This is a genomic window from Streptomyces litmocidini (genome assembly GCF_014649755.1).
Classification (GTDB): Bacteria; Actinomycetota; Actinomycetes; order Streptomycetales; family Streptomycetaceae; genus Streptomyces; species Streptomyces litmocidini.
In genome coordinates this window covers 1-18245 of the sequence record NZ_BMTQ01000013.1, presented here as the reverse complement: position 1 = coordinate 18245, position 18245 = coordinate 1, and the positions used below count along the sequence as shown (strand labels likewise).

Here is an 18245-nt window from a genome sequence, read left to right as displayed (position 1 = left end):
CGGACGCGGTAGTCCGGCCGTTCCTGCCGCACCCGCGGCAGCGCGGAGTGACCGCGTCCGGCGGACGACGCGCGGCCGGTCCGGCGGCCATGCTCGAGGTCCCGTTCCCCCGAGGAGAAGGAGCACCCCCATGTCGGTCCGCACCGTGCTCGCCCTGACCGGAGCCGTCCTGATCGGCGGTCTCGTGCTCGCCGTGCCGGCGGCCGCCGAACCCGCCGTCCAGCCGGTCGCCGCGAGCGTCCGGACCCTGAGCACCGGACGCGTCGGCGCCTCGTCGGCCGCACTGGTCGGCCTCCTGGGCGCGGCCGTCGGCGGTCTGGCGTCGGCCCGCCCCACGGGCCGGGGGCGCCTCCGGCCCTGGGCCCGCCGGAACGGGCCCGTCACCGCCCTCGTGGCCGGGCCGATCGCCGTGGTCGTCGGGACGGCGGTCGCGGTGACCGCCGACGGCGGCCTCGGCACCGGGAACGGGCTGGGCGGCGCGTACGTCGCCGTGCTGGTGGGCCTGGCGTCGGTCGCCCTGGGGTGGCGGGCGCGCTCCCGGGCCCGCCGGACCGGATGACCGGCCCCCTCGGACCCGCCGGACCGGACGGCGGGCCCCCGCCCCGGACCCGCCGGACCGGACGACGGGCCCGCTTCAGGCCCGCCGGGCCGGACGGCGGGCGCCCCTCGGACTCCCCCAGCCGGACGACCGGCCCGCCTCAGGCCCGTACCGCCTCCGCCAGGCGGCCGTCGTGGACGGTCACCGTGCGGTCCGTACGGGCCAGGTGCGCGCGGTCGTGGGTGACCAGGACCGTCGCCGTCCCGCGTTCGGCCGTCAGCGCGGCGAGGAGGTCCATGACCGCCGCCCCCCGCTCGTGGTCCAGGGCGCTCGTCGGCTCGTCGACCAGGAGGACGGACGGCTCGTTCATCAGCGCCCGCGCGATGTTCACGCGCTGCCGCTGGCCGCCCGACAGCTGGTGCGGCCGCCGGTGGGCCCGGTCCGCGAGGCCCACCGCGTCGAGGAGGTCCAGGGCCCGGTCCCGTACCGCCTTCGGGGAACGCCCCGACAGGTGGGCCATCACCTGGAGCTGCTCCACCGCGCTCAGCGAGGGCAGCAGATTGGGCTGCTGGAAGACGATCCCGATGTGCTCCCGGCGCAGCTCCGCCTTGGCGGCGGGGGTGAGCGTCCCCGTGTCCGTACCGGCGACGACGACCCGCCCCTCGTCCGGGGTCACCAGGGTGGCGGCGACCGCGAGGAGGCTGGACTTGCCGGAGCCGGAGGGCCCGACGACGGCCGTGAGGGTGCCGGCGGGGACGGTCAGGGAGACGGCGTCGAGGGCGGTGAGCCGGCCGTCGCCGTCGGGGTAGGTGAGGGTGACGGCGTCGAGGACGAGGCTCATCGTGCGCTCCCGAGGGCGGTGAGGGGGTCGACGGCGGTGATCCGCCGGATGGACAGGGCGGCGCCGAGGACACCGAGGACGACGATCACGGCGGCCGGCCCGAGGACGGTGAGCGGTTCGAGGACGAAGGGCACGTTCCCGCCGCTGACGAGGGCGCCGATGCCGACCGCGAGCGCGGTGCCGAGCAGGGTGCCCGCGGCGAGCATGAGGACGGCCTGCCCGAGGGCGTCCTTGAGGAGGTACGGGGTGGAGGCGCCGAGCGCCTTGAGGACGGCGACGTCGCCGCTGCGCTGGATGGTCCAGACGGTGAAGAAGGCTCCTATGACGAGCGCGGAGATCGCGAAGAGGAAGCCGCGCATCAGCTGCAGCGAGCCGTTCTCGGCCTGGTAGGACCCTATGGCGGTGAGGGCCCCGTCGGGGGTGCGGGCCTCGGTGCCGGCGGCCTCGTCGCCGGCCGCCCAGTCGACGCCGTCGCCGCTGAGCGCGATGACGGTGGCCTGTTCCTGGGCGGCGGGCCCGCTGTGACCGAGCTTCTGCCAGTCGTCGAGGGAGGTCCACACCACGGGCGTGTGGCTGTACGAGGCGTCGCCGGCGACCGCGGCGACGGTGACCTCCAGCGGGCCGAGGCGGACGCGGTCGCCGGCCCGCACGGCCAGCTCCTCCGCCGCCGACCCGGACAGGACGGCCCTGCCCGCGCCGACGGCGGCGGGGGCGAGTCCCGCGTCCGGTTCCGTACCGAAGGCGGAGACGGCCGCGGTGCGGTCCCCGGCGGTGGCGTTGAGGGTGCGGATGCCGAGCGGATCGGCACCCGTCACCCCGGGCCGCTCCGCCCAGCCGCGCCACTGCTCCTCCGTCACCGTCGAGTTGGTGAAGGAGACCGACTGCCCGGACGGCGGCGCCGCGAAGGCCAGCCGGTCGGCGGGCAGACCGGTGATCGCGGAGATGTTCTCTCGCGCGAGTCCGGCGGTCAGCCCGGACAACAGTCCCACGAGCAGGGTGATCAGCACGATCACGGTGCCCATGAGGGTGAAACGCCCCTTGGCGAATCTCAGGTCTCTCCATGCCACGAACATGCTGACCAGAGTGGTCCGCGAGGCACCCCACGGGCATCGCGCCACGGATGGCTCCGTCATCAAACTTTCGGTTGAGTCCGGATCGTCTCCCGCTGTCTACGCTGGAGGAATCATGGATCCCCGCTCCCTCACCCCCGCCCTGCGCGCGCTGCGCCTCTGCCTGCACCTCCTCCTGGCGGGACTGCTCGTCCTGGCGGCGGTACGGGCGGACACGACCGCCGGGGCGGCGATGGCGGCGGTCATGGGAGGGGTGTACGCGGCCGGCTCGTACCTGCCGTCCGTACGGAGTTCGCAGCGCGCCGCCACCACGTGGCTGGCGGTTCTCGGAGCGTCCTGGCTCGGACTGCTCTGGCTCACCCCGGAAGCGCTCTGGCTGGCCTTCCCCCTGTACTTCCTCCAGCTGCACCTGCTGCCCACCCGCTGGTCGCTGCCGGCCGTGGCGCTGACGGCGGGCGCGGCGATCCTCTCGTACGTGGGGCACGGCGCCGCGCTCAATCCGGGGGTCTTCATCGGGCCGCTGCTCGGCGCCGCCGTCGCGGTGGCGACGGTCCTCGGCTACCAGGCGCTGTACCGGGAGAGCGAGCGGCGGCGCCGGCTCATCGAGGAGCTGATCGAGACGCGGGCGGAGCTGGCGGCGGCGGAGCGGCACGCGGGAACGCTCGCCGAGCGGGAGCGGCTCGCGCGGGAGATCCACGACACGCTCGCGCAGGGCCTGTCCTCGATCCAGCTGCTGCTGCGGGCGGCCGAGCGGGTGCTGCCGCCGGACTCCCCCGCCGCGGGCCACATCGGCCGGGCCCGGGAGGCGGCGCAGGACAACCTGGCGGAGGCACGGCGCTTCGTCCGGGCGCTCTCGCCGCCGGACCTGGAACACGGCTCCCTCGCGGCGGCGCTGGAACGGCTGTGCGCGCCGGGCCCGGTTCCCCCCGGCGCGAACCCGTACGGGCCGGAGGGCGGCCCCCGGGTCCGGTTCTCGGTGAGCGGCACGCCGGTCGAGCTGCCCACGCCGTACGAGGTGGCGCTGCTGCGGATCGCGCAGTCGGCGCTCGCGAACACGGTGCGGCACGCCTCGGCCTCGCGGGCGGAGATCACCTTGTCGTTCATGGACGCGTCGGTGACCCTGGACGTGGTCGACGACGGCCGGGGCTTCGACCCCGCGTCCGTGCGCCCGTCCTCGGACGGCGGTTTCGGGCTTCCGGCGATGCGCTCGCGGGCGGAGTCGCTGGGCGGCACGTTCACCGTCGAGTCGGCGCCCGGCCAGGGCACCGCCGTCGCCGTCTCCCTCCCCCTCCCCGCTGGAGCGTCCGCATGACCATCCGACTCCTCCTCGCCGACGACCACCCGGTGGTACGGGCGGGCCTGCGCGCGGTCCTCGACACCGAGCCGGACTTCGCGGTGGTCGCGGAGGCGGCCACGGCCGAGCGCGCGGTGGAGCTGGCCGCCGCCGGGGGCGTGGACGTGGTCCTGATGGACCTGCAGTTCGGCGCCGGGATGCACGGCTCGGAGGCGACGGCGGCGATCACGGCGGCGCCGGGCGGGCCGAAGGTGCTGGTCCTGACGACGTACGACACGGACGCGGACATCCTGGCGGCGGTGGAGGCGGGCGCCTCCGGCTACCTCCTGAAGGACGCGCCGCCGGAGGAGCTGGCGGCGGCGGTCCGGACGGCGGCGGCCGGCCAGTCGGCCCTCGCACCGGCGGTCGCGCACCGGTTGATGGACCGCATGCGGACCCCGGCGGAGGCCCTGACCAAGCGCGAGCTGGAGGTGCTCCAGCTGGTGGGCGAGGGCCTGTCGAACCAGCAGATCAGCAAGGCGCTGTTCCTGAGCCAGGCGACGGTGAAGTCCCACCTGGTGCACGTCTTCGCGAAGCTGGGCGTGGACTCGCGCACGGCGGCGGTGGCGGCGGCGACGGCACGACGGCTGATCAGGAGGTGAGGCCGTCGGGCCGGCCCTCGGCCGAGGAGCCCGCCCGGGCGGCCATCAGGTCCTGGAAGGACCGCATGCACGGCAGGCAGTGCCGGTCCGTCCGCATCCCGTCCGCGCCGCGGTCGACGGTCTGACCGCAGAGGCTGCTGCCCGCCTGTCTGGCGATCACGTGCCAGACCAGGAGTCCGCTGGAGCCGTCGGGCGCGATGTGCATCTCGTACATGGCGGGTTCCGTTCTCTGGTGTCCGGGGTTCCCACCCAACTCGTGCCCGGCCGGACCGGCGCGTCGGCCAGGTCAAGCGGGTGAAACGGAACCCCCACCCGGGCGGGAACCGGCTCACGCGGGCTTCGCGGCGGTGCGCCTGGTCTTGGCGGGTGACGCGGCCTTCCGTCTCCGGGCGACGGGTGCGGGCGGCCCGCTCCCCGCCCCGGTCCTCTTCGCCCCGGCCTTCTTCGGCGGGGGCTCGGTCCCGGACTCCGGCTCGGGCTCTTCCGCCCCGTCGGCCTTCCCCCCGGAGGGGGCCGTGTCGCGCGGGCCGCCGCCCGTCCGCCACTTCAGCTCGATCTCCAGCTCGATCTCGCCGTCGCCGACCTCGAACTCCACCTCGCTGCGGAGCCTCTCGGGGACCCGCAGGCTCAGTACGCCGGACCCCAGCGGGATCTCGGCCTCCTCGCCCGCCCTGAGCGCCTCGGCGAGCGCCTCCAGCTGCTCGGCGGCCTCGGTACGGGTCAGGGAGCCCTTCTGCTCGAACTTGAGGTCGCTCACGACTGCCTCCCGCCGATGACGCCCTCGTCCTCGCCCCGGTCGACGCACAGGGCCCAGATGATGAACCCGGACATCACGATCATGATGACGGACCACCACGGGTAGTAGGGCAACGACAGGAAGTTGGCGATGATCACGAGCGCGGCGATGCCGACGCCGGTGTACCGCGCCCAGGCGGCCGCCGCGAAGAGTCCGAAGCTGACCAGCAGGGCGACGATGCCCAGGCACAGATGGATCCAGCCCCAGCCGGTGAGGTCGAACTGGAAGACGTAGTGGGGCGTGGTGACGAAGACCTCGTCCTCGGCGATGGCCATGATCCCGCGGAAGATGCCGAACAGCCCCGCGAGGGAGAGCATGACGGCGGCGAAGACCCGCAGGCCTCCGGCCCAGGCGTATTTCGCCGATGCGGGGTGGGTGGTGTGCGTGGCGTTCATCTCGGTCTCTCCTTCTCCCGGCCCCGTCTCACCGAGGGGTCGTGGTGGCGCCGGTGGGCGCGGACGAGCGGTCGTCGTTCAGGACGAGGGCCTTGGCCTGCTGGAACTCCTCCTCGCTGATGTCGCCCCGGGTACGGAGGTCGGCGAGCCTGCGGAGTTCCTCGGCCCGGCTGGGACGGCTGCCGCCGCTGCCGGCGGTCTCGCGGACGTAGGCGTCGAAGGCCTGCTGCTTCTCGCGGGCGTGGTCGATCTCCCGGCGGCCCATGCTCTTGCCGCGGGCGATCACGTAGACGAGCACGCCGAGGAACGGCAGCAGGATGACGAACGCCATCCAGCCGGCCTTGCCCCAGCCGCCCATGCTGTCGTCGCGGAGGATGTCGGCGATGACCCGGAAGAGCAGGATGAACCAGAGGACCCACAGGAAGAGCCACAGCATGGTCCAGAACATGCTCAGCAGCGGGTAGTCGTAGGCGAGGTACATCTGTGTGTCCATGTCTCCGCTCCGTTTCCGGTTCCTTCTCCCGCCGGGGTCCCGCCGGGGTCCGCCTCGGTCATTCCGGCAACCGCCGCAGTTCCACCACATGCAGTCCGAGGGACTGGAAGCGGGCCAGCAGCCCGTAGAGGTGGGCCTCGTCCACGAGGGGGCCGTACAGCACCGTCTGACCGGAGATCATCACGTGCTCCAGCTCGGGGAAGGATCCGATCAGCGTCTCCGACATGAGCCCGTCGATCCGGATCTCGTACTGCATGGTCTGCCCCTCCCCTGGTGGGGGTGGCCGTCACGGGGCCGGTCGGGCCCTGATGTGAGGGTCCGTCTTCGCTTCTCCGGCGTCCTCACCCTCCGCGGGTGAATCAGGGGGCCTCGGAGCCGGACTCAGGCGGCGTGGAACCCTCGGCGTCCCGGCGGCGCCCCGCCCCCGTGGCCCCGCCCGCGGCCCCGCCCGCACCGGGGAAGGCCGCGCGTCACCAGGAAGCTCGCCGGGGTGACGCCGCCGGTCGCGAGGACGGCCGCCTTGAGACCGCGCGGCTGGGCCGAGGCGTACGAGTCGGTGACGGCGTCCACCTCGCCCGGCGGAAGTCCGGCGTCCTCCGCGGCCGAGCGGACCTGGTCGGTTTCACGGTCGCCACCTCGCCGGGCCGGGCCGCCGGGGTCAGCGGCGGCGGAAGGGGGAGCCCGCCCTCGCCGCCATCACATCCGAAACGGTCGCCGGCGGCTCTCACCCGTCGCGGGTGAGAGCCGCCGGCGTCCGTCGTTCCGGCGCCGGGCACCCGGTCACAGGAGCCGCAGCTCACGGGCGCGGCGGACGGCCTCGTTGCGCCGGTGGACCGACAGCTTGCGGTAGACGCTCTTGAGGTGGGTCTTGACGGTGTTCACGGACACGCAGAGGTCGGCGGCGATGTCCTCGGTCGACATCGCCCGGGCGAGCCGCTCCAGGACCGCGCGCTCCCGTCCGCTGAGCTCCTCCACGGGCTCCACGGGCTCCACGGGCGTTCCGGGCCCGGGCCCGCCCCGGGCCGCTTCGCCCGACGGCTCCGGGTCGGGTACGAGCCATCCGGCGGCCAGTGCCCGCAGCGGAGGCTCCGCCAGGAAGGCGTCGATCCACGGCCCGGCGCTCCGGAAGGGGCCCCTGAGCTCTTCGCGGCGGCCCTCGACGAGAGCCTTCGCCAGCAGCCTGCGGGCGAAGGCGGGGTCCTCCTCCAGCACCGCCGCCTGGGCCCGCACCAGCGCGGCCGGCACGGCCACCCCCGGTCCTGACCGGGTACGGGCCGCGAGGCCGTCGAGCAGGTGGACGGCCGTGCCGGGGTCCCCGGCGGCGAGGTGGGCCCGTGCCGCGCCGACGGTGCACAGCGGCTGGTCACCGGCGACCTGCCGGAGCGCCTCGACGGCCGCGTCCGGGCGTCCCTCGGCCAGGTGGGCGTCCGAGACGGCCAGGGCGGCGCGGCCCTGCGCCCAGGGCGATGCCTCGGCGGCGGGGAGGGGCCGGGTGGCGACGGCCAGTGCGTCCCTCCTGCGGCCCCGGGCCAGGAGCACGCCGGCCTCCACGGTCCGCCTGGCGGCGGCCGTCACCGGGGCCGCCGTCGGCTGGTCGGACGTCTGGGCGAGGAGTGCCTCGGCGCGGTCCACCTCGTCCCGGTCGACGGCGACCGCGGCGAGCACCAGCCGTCCGAGTCCGGAGCCCTGCGGCAGGACGAGACCGTACCGCTCGGCCTCGGCCTCCATCGCGAGGACCTTGCGCTCCGCCTCGCCCGGCCACCCGTTGAGGTGGTCGACGAGTGCCAGGTGTTCCAGCGCCTCCATGCGCGGGAGCGCCGTGGACGCCGTGCGGGGACCACGGGTCACCTCGGTGAGGGTGGCCCGGGCCTCGTCGAGGCGTCCGGCCCACAGCCGGGACGCGCCCACGTGGGTCAGCAGCAGGGCGCCGACTTCCGGGTGCCCGTCCAGCAGCCGGGGAGGAAGCTGCGGCATCAACCGCCGGGCCGACCGGTCGGCCCGGTCGGCCAGACGCACCGAGCCGGCGAGCCGGCCGGCCAGCGCCTCCAGGAGGGCGCAGCTCAGCAGGGCCGCCGGGGAGGCCCGGCCGTCGCCCGCGAGCTGTCCGGCGGCCCGGCGCAGGTGCGCCAGGCCCCCGTCGAGGTCCGCCCTGGACAGCGCGCACGCGGTGCGGACGAGGTGCGTGGCCGGGTCGGACGCCTCCCCCTCCCCCTCCATGCCGGCGAACCGGTCCGCCGGCTCTCCGGAGTCCGGGCCGGTGAAGAGCTGCCCGATCGCCAGGTCCTCGACCAGGACCTGGGCCGTGTACGTCCAGTCCTGCGCGGCGACGGCGTTGGCCAGCGTCTCGGAGAGCGTTCCGGAGTGTCGTAGCCAGTGCGCGGCACGCCGGTGCAACTGCGGCTCCAGGCCGGGGGCACGCCGGCGCAGATGGGCCCGGAGGATCTCCCGGAAGAGCGGATGGAGCCGGTACCAGTCGTGTCCGAAGTCCTCGACGAAGGCGTTCGCGTGGTGCAGCTCCGCCAGGATCGTCGCGGCGTCGCGCCGCTGGGTCAGCTCGTCCGCCAGGTCGGGGCAGAAGCGGTCCAGCACGCTGATCCGCAGCAGCAGGTCCTGGGTCTCGGGGGGCTGCTGTCCCAGCACCTCGGCCAGCAGGAAGTCGGCGATCGTGCCCCGTCCCGCCTCGAACTCCTTCAGGTAGAGCTCGGGATCCGGGCTCGACCGTGCCGCCAGGGCGCTCAGCCGGAGGCCCGCCGCCCATCCCCGGGTGCGCTCCACCAGCGCTCCGACCACCGGGACGGCCAGTGACAGCCCGTGCAGTCCGAGGAGTTCCGCCGCCTCCTCGGTGGTGAAGGCCAGCTCGGCGCCCCGGATCTCGGTCATCTCGCCGGCGAGGCGGTAGCGGTGGAGCGGGAGGAGGGGTTCGGTACGGCTGACGAGGACGAGGCGCAGTCCCCGTCCCGCGTGCCGCAGGACGGACTCCAGCTGCCGCGCCACCTCGGGGTCGGTCATCCGGTCGAACTCGTCGATCACCAGGACGACGGGCCGGTCGCGCCCGGCGAGTTCCCGGGCGAGCCGGCTCAGGAGCGTGGGGTGGACCCGGGACGCGTCGGCGGGGAAGCCGATCGTGCCGGGCACCGGTACGCCGCCGGCGTTCAGGGACTGGAGCAGGTGGGCCCAGAACATCCCCGGGCCCTCGACCGCCGCGTCGAGCGTGAGCCAGGCGAGCGGCCGCCGCAGGTTCGCGGCCCAGTCGGCGACCAGGAGGGTCTTGCCGGCTCCCGCGCTGCCGTTGACCACGGTCAGCGGGGTCAGCAGGGCCTGCCCGAGGTGCCGGACCAGCCGGCCGCGGCGCAGGAACGTGCCGGGGCGGGCCGGCGGGACGAACCGGGTCCGCAGGAACGGGTTCCCCAGCGGGTCGGTGTCGCCCGGGGGCGGGACTCCCCGGGGCGGCGCCCCGCTCGTGTCCTCCACATCCACCACCGCCTTCCGGTCGGGCCCGCCGGGGCGGGGCCCTCCTCCAGGGTGGGAGTCTTCTCTCCGGATCGTCCACCGCACAGGATCACGAGAACCCCTCCGGGGTGTCCGGAGGTCCCGGTCCGGAGGGGCCTCCGGGGGTAGCCGCCCGGCCGCCGGGGGCCCGCCCGGCGGCCGTGGACCGCCGGGCCTCGGCCCGGTCGTGGACGGCCGCCGCCCCGGGCGCGAACGGGCTCGGGCCCGGCCACGTACGGCCACCGGCCCGGCCATGGAGGGGTCCCGGACCGGTCACGGACGGCTCCCGGGCCGGTCACGGAACGTCACCGGACCGGTCGCGGACCGGTCGCGGACCGGTCGCGGACCGTCGCCGGACCGGTCGCGGACGGTCGCCGGACCGGGCCCGGGTCCGGTCGCCGGTCTACTGCCCGGGCTGCGGCGGACCGAAGAGTTCCACCGCGCGCCGGACCCCGGCGAGGCCCTCGGCGAGGGCGCTGACGGAGCCGACGGAGCCCGCGACGAGCAGCAGCGAGCGGCGCAGCCGCCGTACCTCGGGGTCGCCGCTGAGCGCCATGGCGTCCAGGGCGGCGAGTTCGTCCTCGGCGATCTCCCGGTCGGCGAAATCGGCCCGGTGTGCGGCCAGTTCGCGCCGGAGCCGGGACACGGCGGCCCGCAGTTCGGCCACCCTGGGGTCCACGCCCTCGCCGGTCACTCGCCTCTGCCCCACGCTTCGCAACACGGTTCTCCCCCTCGCACCCCACTGTGCGCAGAACTCCACCCCGAACACTCCGAGGCATCCCGGACGGCGGTCGGGCGCCGTGAGTCGCGGGCCAGTTAACTCCTTCGCCACCCCGGCGCGCCACCCTTGGTGGACGGAATTCAGGCGACCGTGTGATTCCGCCTCATGAGGTATGCAGTCCTCATGACAACCGCAGAGGATCGAAGCCCCGTCGTCGCCGGACTGCTGCTCGCCGCCGGGGGCGGCAGGCGCCTCGGAGGGCGGCCGAAGGCCTTGCTCACGCACCGGGGGAGGCCGCTGGTCGAGCATGCCGTGGGGGTGCTGCGCGGGGCCGGCTGCGAGGTGGTGCACGTGGTGCTGGGGGCCTCGGCCGGGGTCGTGCGGCAGCGGGCGGAGCTGCCCGGGTGCGTGCTGGTGGACAACCCGGAGTGGGCGGAGGGGATGGGTTCCTCGCTGCGGGCGGGGCTCGCCTCGCTGGCCGCCGACCCGCGCGGGGTGGACGCGGCGCTCGTCCTGCTGGTCGACCAGCCGGGGATCGGGGTGGAGGCCGTGGCCCGGGTGCGGGCGGCGTACGGCTCGCGGGACGCGCTGGCGGCCGCCTCGTACGACGGGGTGCGGGGGCATCCGGTGCTGTTCGGCGCCGGGCACTGGGCGGGGATCGCGGAGACGGCGGTGGGCGACCGGGGGGCGCGGGACTATTTGGCGGCGCACCGGGATGCGATCACCCCGGTGGACTGTTCGGATGTGGCCGAGCCCTACGACATCGACACGGAGGCGGATCTGTCCCGTCTGGAGTGAACCCGTGGAGTGAATGGCCTGGCACCGAGCGCCATGTTCTGTCGATCCGGAGAATCTCGACATCAACAAACCATTGAACTTCCACCATGAGGAAACTAGTATCCACTGTTCAGAAGCGCCTGCTCGTTCAGAAGGCGCTCGCGGCCGTATCTCGGCGCCTGCGGCACTCCGTGCCGTCCCGTGACGCCCGGCGGCCGCCTGGCACCGCCCGTGAAGTCCGCTGAAGGAAGTGACAGTTCATGTCCGCACCAGCGCCGTCCCCCCTGGCCGTCGTCGATGCCGAGCCCCTCCCGCGTCAGGAGGAGGTCCTCACCGAGGCCGCCCTGGCCTTCGTCGCCGAACTGCACCGGCGGTTCACCCCGCGCCGGGACGAGCTCCTCGCCCGCCGAGCGGAGCGCCGCGCCGAGATCGCCCGCACGTCCACCCTGGACTTCCTCCCGGAGACCGCCGCGATCCGCGCCGACGACTCCTGGAGGGTCGCGCCGGCCCCGGCGGCCCTGAACGACCGCCGCGTCGAGATCACCGGACCGACCGACCGCAAGATGACGATCAACGCGCTCAACTCCGGCGCGAAGGTGTGGCTCGCCGACTTCGAGGACGCCTCGGCGCCGACCTGGGAGAACGTCGTCCTCGGCCAGGTCAACCTGATCGACGCGTACACCCGGAAGATCGACTTCACGGACCCGCGCTCAGGCAAGTCGTACGCCCTGAAGCCCGCCGACGAGCTCGCCACCGTCGTCATGCGGCCGCGCGGCTGGCACCTGGAGGAGCGTCACCTCACCTTCGACGGGCGTCCGGTGCCCGGCGCGCTCGTCGACTTCGGCCTGTACTTCTTCCACAACGCCCAGCGTCTGATCGACCTCGGCAAGGGCCCGTACTTCTACCTCCCGAAGACGGAGTCGCACCTGGAGGCCCGCCTCTGGAACGACGTCTTCGTCTTCGCGCAGGACTACGTCGGCATCCCTCAGGGCACCGTCCGCGCCACGGTCCTCATCGAGACCATCACGGCCGCGTACGAGATGGAGGAGATCCTCTACGAACTCCGCGACCACGCCGCCGGCCTGAACGCGGGCCGCTGGGACTACCTCTTCTCCATCGTCAAGAACTTCCGTGACGGCGGAGCCAAGTTCGTCCTTCCGGACCGCAACGCGGTCACGATGACCGCCCCGTTCATGCGCGCCTACACCGAACTCCTCGTGCGCACCTGCCACAAGCGCGGCGCGCACGCGATCGGCGGCATGGCGGCGTTCATCCCGTCCCGCAAGGACGCCGAGGTCAACAAGGTCGCCTTCGAGAAGGTCAAGGCCGACAAGGACCGCGAGGCCGGTGACGGCTTCGACGGCTCCTGGGTCGCCCACCCCGACCTGGTCCCGATCGCGATGGCCTCCTTCGACGCCGTCCTCGGCGACAGGCCCCACCAGAAGGACCGCCTGCGCGAGGACGTCTCCGTCGCGCCCGGCGACCTCATCGCCATCGACTCGCTCGACGCGAAGCCCACGTACGACGGCCTGCGCAACGCCGTCCAGGTCGGCGTCCGCTACATCGAGGCGTGGCTGCGCGGCCTCGGCGCCGTCGCCATCTTCAACCTGATGGAGGACGCGGCGACCGCCGAGATCTCCCGCTCCCAGATCTGGCAGTGGATCAACGCGGGCGTGGTCTTCGAGAACGGCGAGAAGGCCACCCCCGAGCTGGCCCGCAGGGTCGCCGCCGAGGAGCTCTCCGCCCTCCGCGCCGAGATCGGCGAGGAGGCCTTCGCGGCCGGCAAGTGGCAGCAGGCGCACGACCTGCTCCTGCACGTCTCGCTCGACGCGGACTACGCGGACTTCCTCACCCTTCCCGCGTACGAGCAGCTGGTCGGCTGACTCGCCCCGTACGGCTGATCCGGCTGCCCGCACAGCTGCCGACAGCAACCCGAGCAGGGCTCCGTCCCCGGTGTCGCACAGCACCGGAGGCGGGGCCCTGTTCCCGTTCCTGTGACCCCACAGGCGACGTGACGGAACCGAGATATGCAGCTACCTAGCGGTAACAAGCCGGGCCGTGCGAGATTCCGCCATGCCACCGGCCGGCGGCTGTCCCCCACGTCACTGCGTACCGCAGGAGCACAGCCATGCCTTCGTCCCCCCCTCGTGCGCTGCGCGCACTCCTGGCACTGTGTACCGCCGCCGGGCTCGCCTCCCTCACCGCTCCCGCCGCCCACGCCTCCCCCGGCTCCGGCCCCACCGCCGTCGTCGCCATGGGCGACAGCTACATCTCCGGCGAGGCCGGCCGCTGGCTCGGCAACAGCCTCACCAACTCCGGCAGCCGCAACGGCACCGACCGCGCCTGGACGGGCAGCACCTACGACCCGTCCAAGGTGTACGGCGCCACCGCCGGCGGCTGCCACCGCTCGGACGTCTCCGAGGTCAGGAGCGCCGGTCCGGTCGCGAGTTCGCTGATCAACCTCGCCTGCTCCGGGGCGACCACGGCGAACGTCTTCCGTGCCTCGCAGGGCGGCCAGGCCTTCAAGGGCGAGGCGCCCCAGGCCGACCAGCTGGCGGCCGTGGCCGCCGCGAACGACGTCAAGCTGATCGCCCTGTCCATCGGCGGCAACGACCTCGGCTTCGGCGACATCATCAGCACCTGCGCGAGCGACTACATCGTCTGGTACTCGTACTGCCACGACGACCAGCAGGCCGCCGTCGACGCGAAGATCGACGGCGCGATGGCCGCCGTCGGCCGGTCCGTCGACGAGATCCGGGCGGTCATGTCCGCCGCCGGATACGCCGCCGGCGACTACCGGATCGTCCTCCAGTCGTACCCCTCCCCCATCCCGCGCGCCGCCGAGAACCGGTACACGGAGAGCGGCTGGTCCCGCACCAACACCGGCGGCTGCCCGTTCTGGGACGCCGACTCCGACTGGGCCCGCGACTCGCTGGTCCCCCAGATCGCCAACCGCCTCAAGGGCGTCGCCACGGCCAAGGGCGTGCAGTTCCTGGACCTGCGGGACATGCTCCAGGGCCGTGAGGTCTGCGCGAAGGCGAGCAAGCAGGTCACGTCGACCGTGCCCCCGTCGGCGGCGACGAGCGAGTGGGCGCGCTGGATCGACAGCCAGAGCACCCAGGGCCTCGTCCAGGAGTCGATGCACCCCAACGCCTACGGCCAGCAGGCCCTCGGCCGCTGCCTGGCCCTGATCGACGCCGTCCCGACGGGGAACCGGAGCTGCCGGAACACGGCGGGGACGGGGGCGTCGGGGATGTACCTCACGGCGGGCTGACGCTCGTCACGGGCATGGTCACGGGAGCGTGATGCCGAGCGGGCGGAGGACCCGCTCGGTCTCGTGGCGGTCCGCCGCGGCCATCGTGCGGACCAGGGCGGCGGAACCGCCGGGCCAGGCGGCCGCCGCCGCGTCGAAGGCCGCGCGGCGGGACTCCAGGGGGCCCTTCTTGACCGGCAGCCCGTCGAGGACGTGCAGGGCCCGGGCCGAGGCCCGCACCTGGACCGGGTCCGCGGGCTCGCCCCGCTCGCGCAGGGCCTCCAGGGCGTACGCGCCGATGACCGGGTCGCGGAGGGCACCGCGCAGGGCCTCCGGCGGCGCCCCGGCCGTGTCCAGTACGGCGAAGAGGCCCCGGGTGGCGGCCGCGTCGGGGGCCCCGGCGTGGACGGTGCCGAGGGCGGCGAGCAGCCCGGACCAGGCGTCGGCGGTGTCCGCGCGCGCGTGGAGCCAGTCGGCGAGTACGCGCGCGGCGACGGAGGCCGACCAGCCCCCGGCTGCGGCGACCACCTCGGGGGCGGTCCAGGCGGCGGCCTCGGCGGCGTCGGGCGCGGTGACCCCGCGCACCGCGAGCAGGTAGCGCACGGCGCCCGCCCCGCGCGGGGTGAGCCCGAAGGCGTCGCCGCGGCGGAAGACCAGGCCGGTGGCGGCGAGGCGGTCGAGGGCCGCGGCGAGGTCGCGGGCCGCCCCTTCGAGCCGGGCCCGGTCGGCCTCGGTCGGTTCGGCCGTGCCGAGGAGCCGTACGAGCTCCGGCAGGGGTGGGACGGTGTACTCCTCGGGCGCCGCGTCCGGCACCGGCACGGCCAGGTCCTCCAGGGCCGGGTCGACGGTCCAGTCCTCGTACTCGGCGGCCTTGCGGGCGACGGACTCCGGGGCGCAGCCGCGCTGGTAGACCACGTACAGCAGGTGCGGCGCCTCGCCCCCGTAGGGTTCGAACTCCTCCTCCGCGAGCTCCTCGACGGCCCCGATGAGGCTGTCGGCGTCCTCCTCCACGGGCCCGGCCTCGATCGCGGGCGGCGGGGGCACGGGGGCCGCGGGGTCCCCGTAGTGGTCGAGGTGCTCGTCGAGGAGGGCGTCGGCGAGGACGAGGTGGGGGAAGGCCTCGGGTCCCGGCGCGAACCGCGCGTACGGCCCGGCGAGCTGTTCGGCGAGCCCGGCGGCGGTCCACCGGTCCTGGAGCGCGGCGGCGAGCCGGCCGATGCCGGTCGCGACGGCGTGGTCGGTGAGCAGCGGTCCGGCGGCCGGGGGTGCTTCGGCGTCCCGCACGTACGCGCGCGTGAGCGCCTCGGAGAGCAGGACGTCGGCGAGGGCGGTCCGCCCCATGAGGTGGGCGCGGCACACCCCGTCGGGGAGCGGCGCCCCGTCGAGGGCGGCGAGCCGGCGCCGTACGTCCTCGGGGTCGGTGAGGTCGGCGCCGACGGTCCGCAGCAGCGAGGCGTACCAGCGGTGCCAGGTGAGGTTGCCGGGGTCGTTCATGGCGCGTTCGAAGTCGGGCGCGGACTCGGCGACGACCGCCGCGATCCGCTCGCGCCGCACCCCGTCGAACCGTGTCGCGAGGGCCCCGAGGACGGCCGGGTAGTGGGCGAGCCGGCCGGGCGGGGCGTACACGAAGGTCGGCAGGTCCTCCACGAGGAGCTGCCGCACGAGGCCGGGCGTCGGCTCGGGCAGGCCCGTGGCCCGGTCGGCGCCACGCAGGGCGAGCAGTCCCAGGACCGCTTCGGCGGCCCGCGCGAAGGCGGGGTCACGGTGCTCGGGCGCTCCGTCGAGGAAGCTGTCGAGCCCGGTGTTGGTCAGAACGGTCTCGGCCACGCTTCCCAGGGTAGTTCCGGGTGGCCGGTTCCGGCGGGCAGGCGCCACGGCTCAGGAGTGTCGCCGCAGTTCACGGACGACGCGGGCCGGGTGCCGGCGGTGGCCGGCGCACGGCCGGACGGCGGGAGTGCCGGCTCCGGCGGTCCGCGATGCGTCCGCGCGGGGGGGGCGAGCCGGCGCTCCCGGCGGCCTGTCGCGTCCCCTGGTCCCGGGGTGGGGGTGACGCCCCGGTGGGAGGGGGTGGTTCAGGCCGAGGACGTGGGGTTCAGCGCACCACGACCGTCCTCGGCGCCGAGAAGTCGCCCCAGGTGCCGTCCGGGAGCTGGGCGCGGAGGGTGACGACGTGGCGGGTGCCCGGGGGGTCCTGGACCGGGAAGGTGTAGGTGGCGCGGCCCGGGGGCGGGGCGGTGCCCCAGATGATGGTGGTGGTGAAGCGGCCGTCGAGGTGGAGTTCGTGGCGGGTGACGGGGGCGCCCGTCTCCGGTGGGGTCCAGGTGAGGGTGATCTCGCCCTCGGCGGCCGTCGCGGTGAGGTTCCTGGGGGCGGTGTTCGGCGGGGCGCCCGGGGAGGGGGCGGTGGTGAGGTCGGCCGGGGCGCTGTCCGGGGAGGAGTTCTCGGCCGCGTCGCGGGCGCGGACGGTGAACGCGTAGGCGGTGCCGGGGCGCAGGCCGGTGAGGCGGGCGGTGGTGGCGGTGCCGGGGACGGTGTGGACGCGGGTGTCGGCCCGGTAGACGTCGTACGCGGTGACTCGGACGTCGTCGCGGGCCGGCGACCAGCGCAGGGTGGCGGCGCGACTGCCGTCGGCGGTGACGCGGAGGGCGGTCGGGGCGGTGGGCGGCGTGCGGTCCTCGGTGGTGGCGGGGAGGGTGGTGGCGGTGACGCCGGCGCTGGGCGGCGAGACGTTGCCGGCGGCGTCGCGGGCGCGGACGGCGAAGCGGTGGCGGGTGGCGGGGGCGAGCCCGACGACGTCGGTCATCAGGGTGGTGGCGGGGAGGTCCTTGACCTTGCGGCCGTCGCGGTAGACGGCGTATCCGGTGACGGCGCGGTCGTCGGTGGCCGCGCTCCACATGACGTGGACGGTGCGCGCGCTGCCCGCGGTGGCGGTGACCCCGGCGGGGACGGTGGGCGCCCGGGTGTCCTTCGGTGCGGGGGCGGCGGAGCAGGCGGCGAGGGCGAGCACGAGCGTGGTCAACAGGCTTGCGGTGAGCAGGCGTTGCACGGGCCGGCCTCCGTCCGTCGAAAAGGTCCAGACCTATATCGCACAGGGGGCGACGACTCGGCAAGGGGTCGTTGTCAGTGGGGTGCGCTTCACTGGAATCGTCACTCTCCGTAGTCGAACCAGGGGGCATCATGACGGACCGTACGACCTATGTGAGCCTCGCCGGGGTGCGCCTGCGCGGCTGGACCGACGCGATGGTGCGGGACCTGCTGGGCACGCCGGACGTGCAGGGACGCGATCCGCGCCGCTGGTCCCTCGCGCCCGTGCGGCTCTATCTGCTGGCCCGGGTGGAGACGGTGGAGCGCACGCCCGAGTTCGCCGAGACGGCCGCGCTCTGCCGGGCCCGGGCCTCGGCCGCCGGGATCCACGCGGAGCGGCGGCGGGCCGCCGTCCTGGCCGCGATCCGCGCGGAGCCCATCGAGGTGCCGCTGCTGCCCCGGCCCGAGCTGGAGCGGCGGGCCGCGCGGCACCGGCACCTGCTGGGGGCGCGGAGCCCCGGGCCGGGCCCCGTCGCGCCCCCGGGCGGCCCACCGGCCCGGGCGGCCGCCGCGCCCGCGTCCGGATCCGCTGCCGCGCCGCCGCCCGCCGGGGCGCTCGTGCGGTGGCAGGTGAGCTATCTGCGGCACGCCCTGTCGCGGTACGAGGCACTGCTCGACGGTCTTTACGGGGAGGTCGGACGGGGCGAGGCGGAACGGCTGCTGAGGCGGCGGCTGTACGAGGCGATCGCCGCCGCCTACCCCTCGCTGGCCCGGGAGTGCCGGCGGCGGATCGCGGTGGAGCGGTGAGTGCCTTCGCCGGCCGTCACGCCGTCAGGGTGGTTGCCTTCGCCGGTCGTCACGCCGTCAGGGTGGTTGCCTTCGCCGGCCGTCACGCCGTCAAGGCGGGTGCCCT

Annotated in this window: 19 protein-coding genes; 7 read left to right on the top strand and 12 right to left on the bottom strand. The window is 74.8% G+C overall.

Annotated elements, in window-relative coordinates; all coding sequences use genetic code 11:
• The first annotated feature begins 130 nt into the window (after nt 1–130).
• The gene (locus IE180_RS25085) at nt 131–559 is read left to right on the top strand and encodes a DUF6223 family protein (RefSeq protein ID WP_190159221.1); all 429 of its coding nucleotides are present in this window, start codon (nt 131–133) and stop codon (nt 557–559) included.
• 139 nt (nt 560–698) lie between these two features.
• Here the strand turns inward: IE180_RS25085 and IE180_RS25080 are convergent, their stop codons facing one another.
• Together IE180_RS25080 and IE180_RS25075 are read right to left on the bottom strand one after the other, a co-directional pair.
• Nucleotides 699–1379 (bottom strand): ABC transporter ATP-binding protein, encoded by a 681-nt coding sequence (locus tag IE180_RS25080; RefSeq protein ID WP_190159220.1) that lies wholly within the window; start codon nt 1377–1379, stop codon nt 699–701.
• Nucleotides 1376–2452, bottom strand: coding sequence for an ABC transporter permease (locus IE180_RS25075; RefSeq protein WP_190159219.1), 1077 nt, complete (start codon nt 2450–2452; stop codon nt 1376–1378). The genes IE180_RS25080 and IE180_RS25075 overlap by 4 nt, the downstream gene beginning before the upstream one ends.
• A gap of 112 nt (nt 2453–2564) precedes the next feature.
• Between IE180_RS25075 and IE180_RS25070 the strand changes: the two genes are divergently transcribed.
• Nucleotides 2565–3761, top strand: coding sequence for a sensor histidine kinase (locus IE180_RS25070; protein ID WP_190159218.1), 1197 nt, complete (start codon nt 2565–2567; stop codon nt 3759–3761).
• The gene (locus tag IE180_RS25065; RefSeq protein WP_190159217.1) at nt 3758–4384 is read left to right on the top strand and encodes a response regulator; all 627 of its coding nucleotides are present in this window, start codon (nt 3758–3760) and stop codon (nt 4382–4384) included. Before IE180_RS25070 ends, IE180_RS25065 begins: the two co-directional genes overlap by 4 nt.
• Here the strand turns inward: IE180_RS25065 and IE180_RS25060 are convergent.
• The 8 genes from IE180_RS25060 to IE180_RS25025 form a co-directional block, all read right to left on the bottom strand.
• Nucleotides 4374–4598 carry a hypothetical protein gene (locus IE180_RS25060; RefSeq protein WP_190159216.1) on the bottom strand — a complete coding sequence of 75 codons (225 nt, stop codon included), beginning with the start codon at nt 4596–4598 and terminating at the stop codon, nt 4374–4376. The two genes, IE180_RS25065 and IE180_RS25060, sit on opposite strands and share 11 nt — an antisense overlap.
• Nucleotides 4599–4712: 114 nt before the next feature.
• Nucleotides 4713–5141, bottom strand: a complete 429-nt coding sequence (locus tag IE180_RS25055; protein WP_190159215.1) for an amphi-Trp domain-containing protein — start codon at nt 5139–5141, stop codon at nt 4713–4715.
• Nucleotides 5138–5575: a DUF7144 family membrane protein gene (locus tag IE180_RS25050; protein WP_190159214.1), complete on the bottom strand. Its 438-nt coding sequence runs from the start codon at nt 5573–5575 to the stop codon at nt 5138–5140. Before IE180_RS25050 ends, IE180_RS25055 begins: the two co-directional genes overlap by 4 nt.
• Before the next feature lie 28 nt (nt 5576–5603).
• Nucleotides 5604–6068, bottom strand: coding sequence for an SHOCT domain-containing protein (locus IE180_RS25045; RefSeq protein WP_190159213.1), 465 nt, complete (start codon nt 6066–6068; stop codon nt 5604–5606).
• 58 nt (nt 6069–6126) lie between these two features.
• Complete coding sequence (locus tag IE180_RS25040) at nt 6127–6324, bottom strand: DUF8691 family protein (protein ID WP_030693005.1); 198 nt, start codon at nt 6322–6324, stop codon at nt 6127–6129.
• A 125-nt stretch (nt 6325–6449) separates the two neighbouring features.
• On the bottom strand, nt 6450–6638 hold the full coding sequence (locus IE180_RS25035; protein WP_373302819.1) for a hypothetical protein: 189 nt from the start codon (nt 6636–6638) through the stop codon (nt 6450–6452).
• A 210-nt stretch (nt 6639–6848) separates the two neighbouring features.
• Nucleotides 6849–9545: a helix-turn-helix transcriptional regulator gene (locus IE180_RS25030; RefSeq protein WP_190159212.1), complete on the bottom strand. Its 2697-nt coding sequence runs from the start codon at nt 9543–9545 to the stop codon at nt 6849–6851.
• 415 nt (nt 9546–9960) lie between these two features.
• On the bottom strand, nt 9961–10278 hold the full coding sequence (locus IE180_RS25025; RefSeq protein WP_190159211.1) for a DUF5955 family protein: 318 nt from the start codon (nt 10276–10278) through the stop codon (nt 9961–9963).
• A gap of 183 nt (nt 10279–10461) precedes the next feature.
• On the opposite strand from IE180_RS25025, the gene IE180_RS25020 reads away from it, so the two are divergent.
• The 3 genes from IE180_RS25020 to IE180_RS25010 all read left to right on the top strand — a co-directional run bounded on the left by IE180_RS25020 (nt 10462) and on the right by IE180_RS25010 (nt 14329).
• A complete protein-coding gene (locus IE180_RS25020; protein WP_190159210.1) occupies nt 10462–11076 on the top strand; it encodes a nucleotidyltransferase family protein in 615 nt (204 codons plus the stop codon).
• Nucleotides 11077–11315: 239 nt separating this feature from the next.
• Nucleotides 11316–12938, top strand: coding sequence for a malate synthase A (gene aceB, locus IE180_RS25015; RefSeq protein ID WP_190159209.1), 1623 nt, complete (start codon nt 11316–11318; stop codon nt 12936–12938).
• 245 nt (nt 12939–13183) lie between these two features.
• Nucleotides 13184–14329, top strand: coding sequence for a GDSL-type esterase/lipase family protein (locus IE180_RS25010; RefSeq protein WP_190159208.1), 1146 nt, complete (start codon nt 13184–13186; stop codon nt 14327–14329).
• An 18-nt stretch (nt 14330–14347) separates the two neighbouring features.
• On the opposite strand, the gene IE180_RS25005 is transcribed toward IE180_RS25010, so the two are convergent.
• Together IE180_RS25005 and IE180_RS25000 are read right to left on the bottom strand one after the other, a co-directional pair.
• Entirely contained in the window at nt 14348–16135 is a 1788-nt protein-coding gene (locus tag IE180_RS25005) for a hypothetical protein (RefSeq protein ID WP_190159207.1), read from the bottom strand.
• 265 nt (nt 16136–16400) lie between these two features.
• Nucleotides 16401–17354: a fibronectin type III domain-containing protein gene (locus tag IE180_RS25000; RefSeq protein ID WP_190159206.1), complete on the bottom strand. Its 954-nt coding sequence runs from the start codon at nt 17352–17354 to the stop codon at nt 16401–16403.
• 131 nt (nt 17355–17485) lie between these two features.
• Here IE180_RS25000 and IE180_RS24995 point away from each other — a divergent pair, with 131 nt between their 5' ends.
• Entirely contained in the window at nt 17486–18139 is a 654-nt protein-coding gene (locus IE180_RS24995; protein WP_190159205.1) for a hypothetical protein, read from the top strand.
• Nucleotides 18140–18245 lie beyond the last annotated feature (106 nt).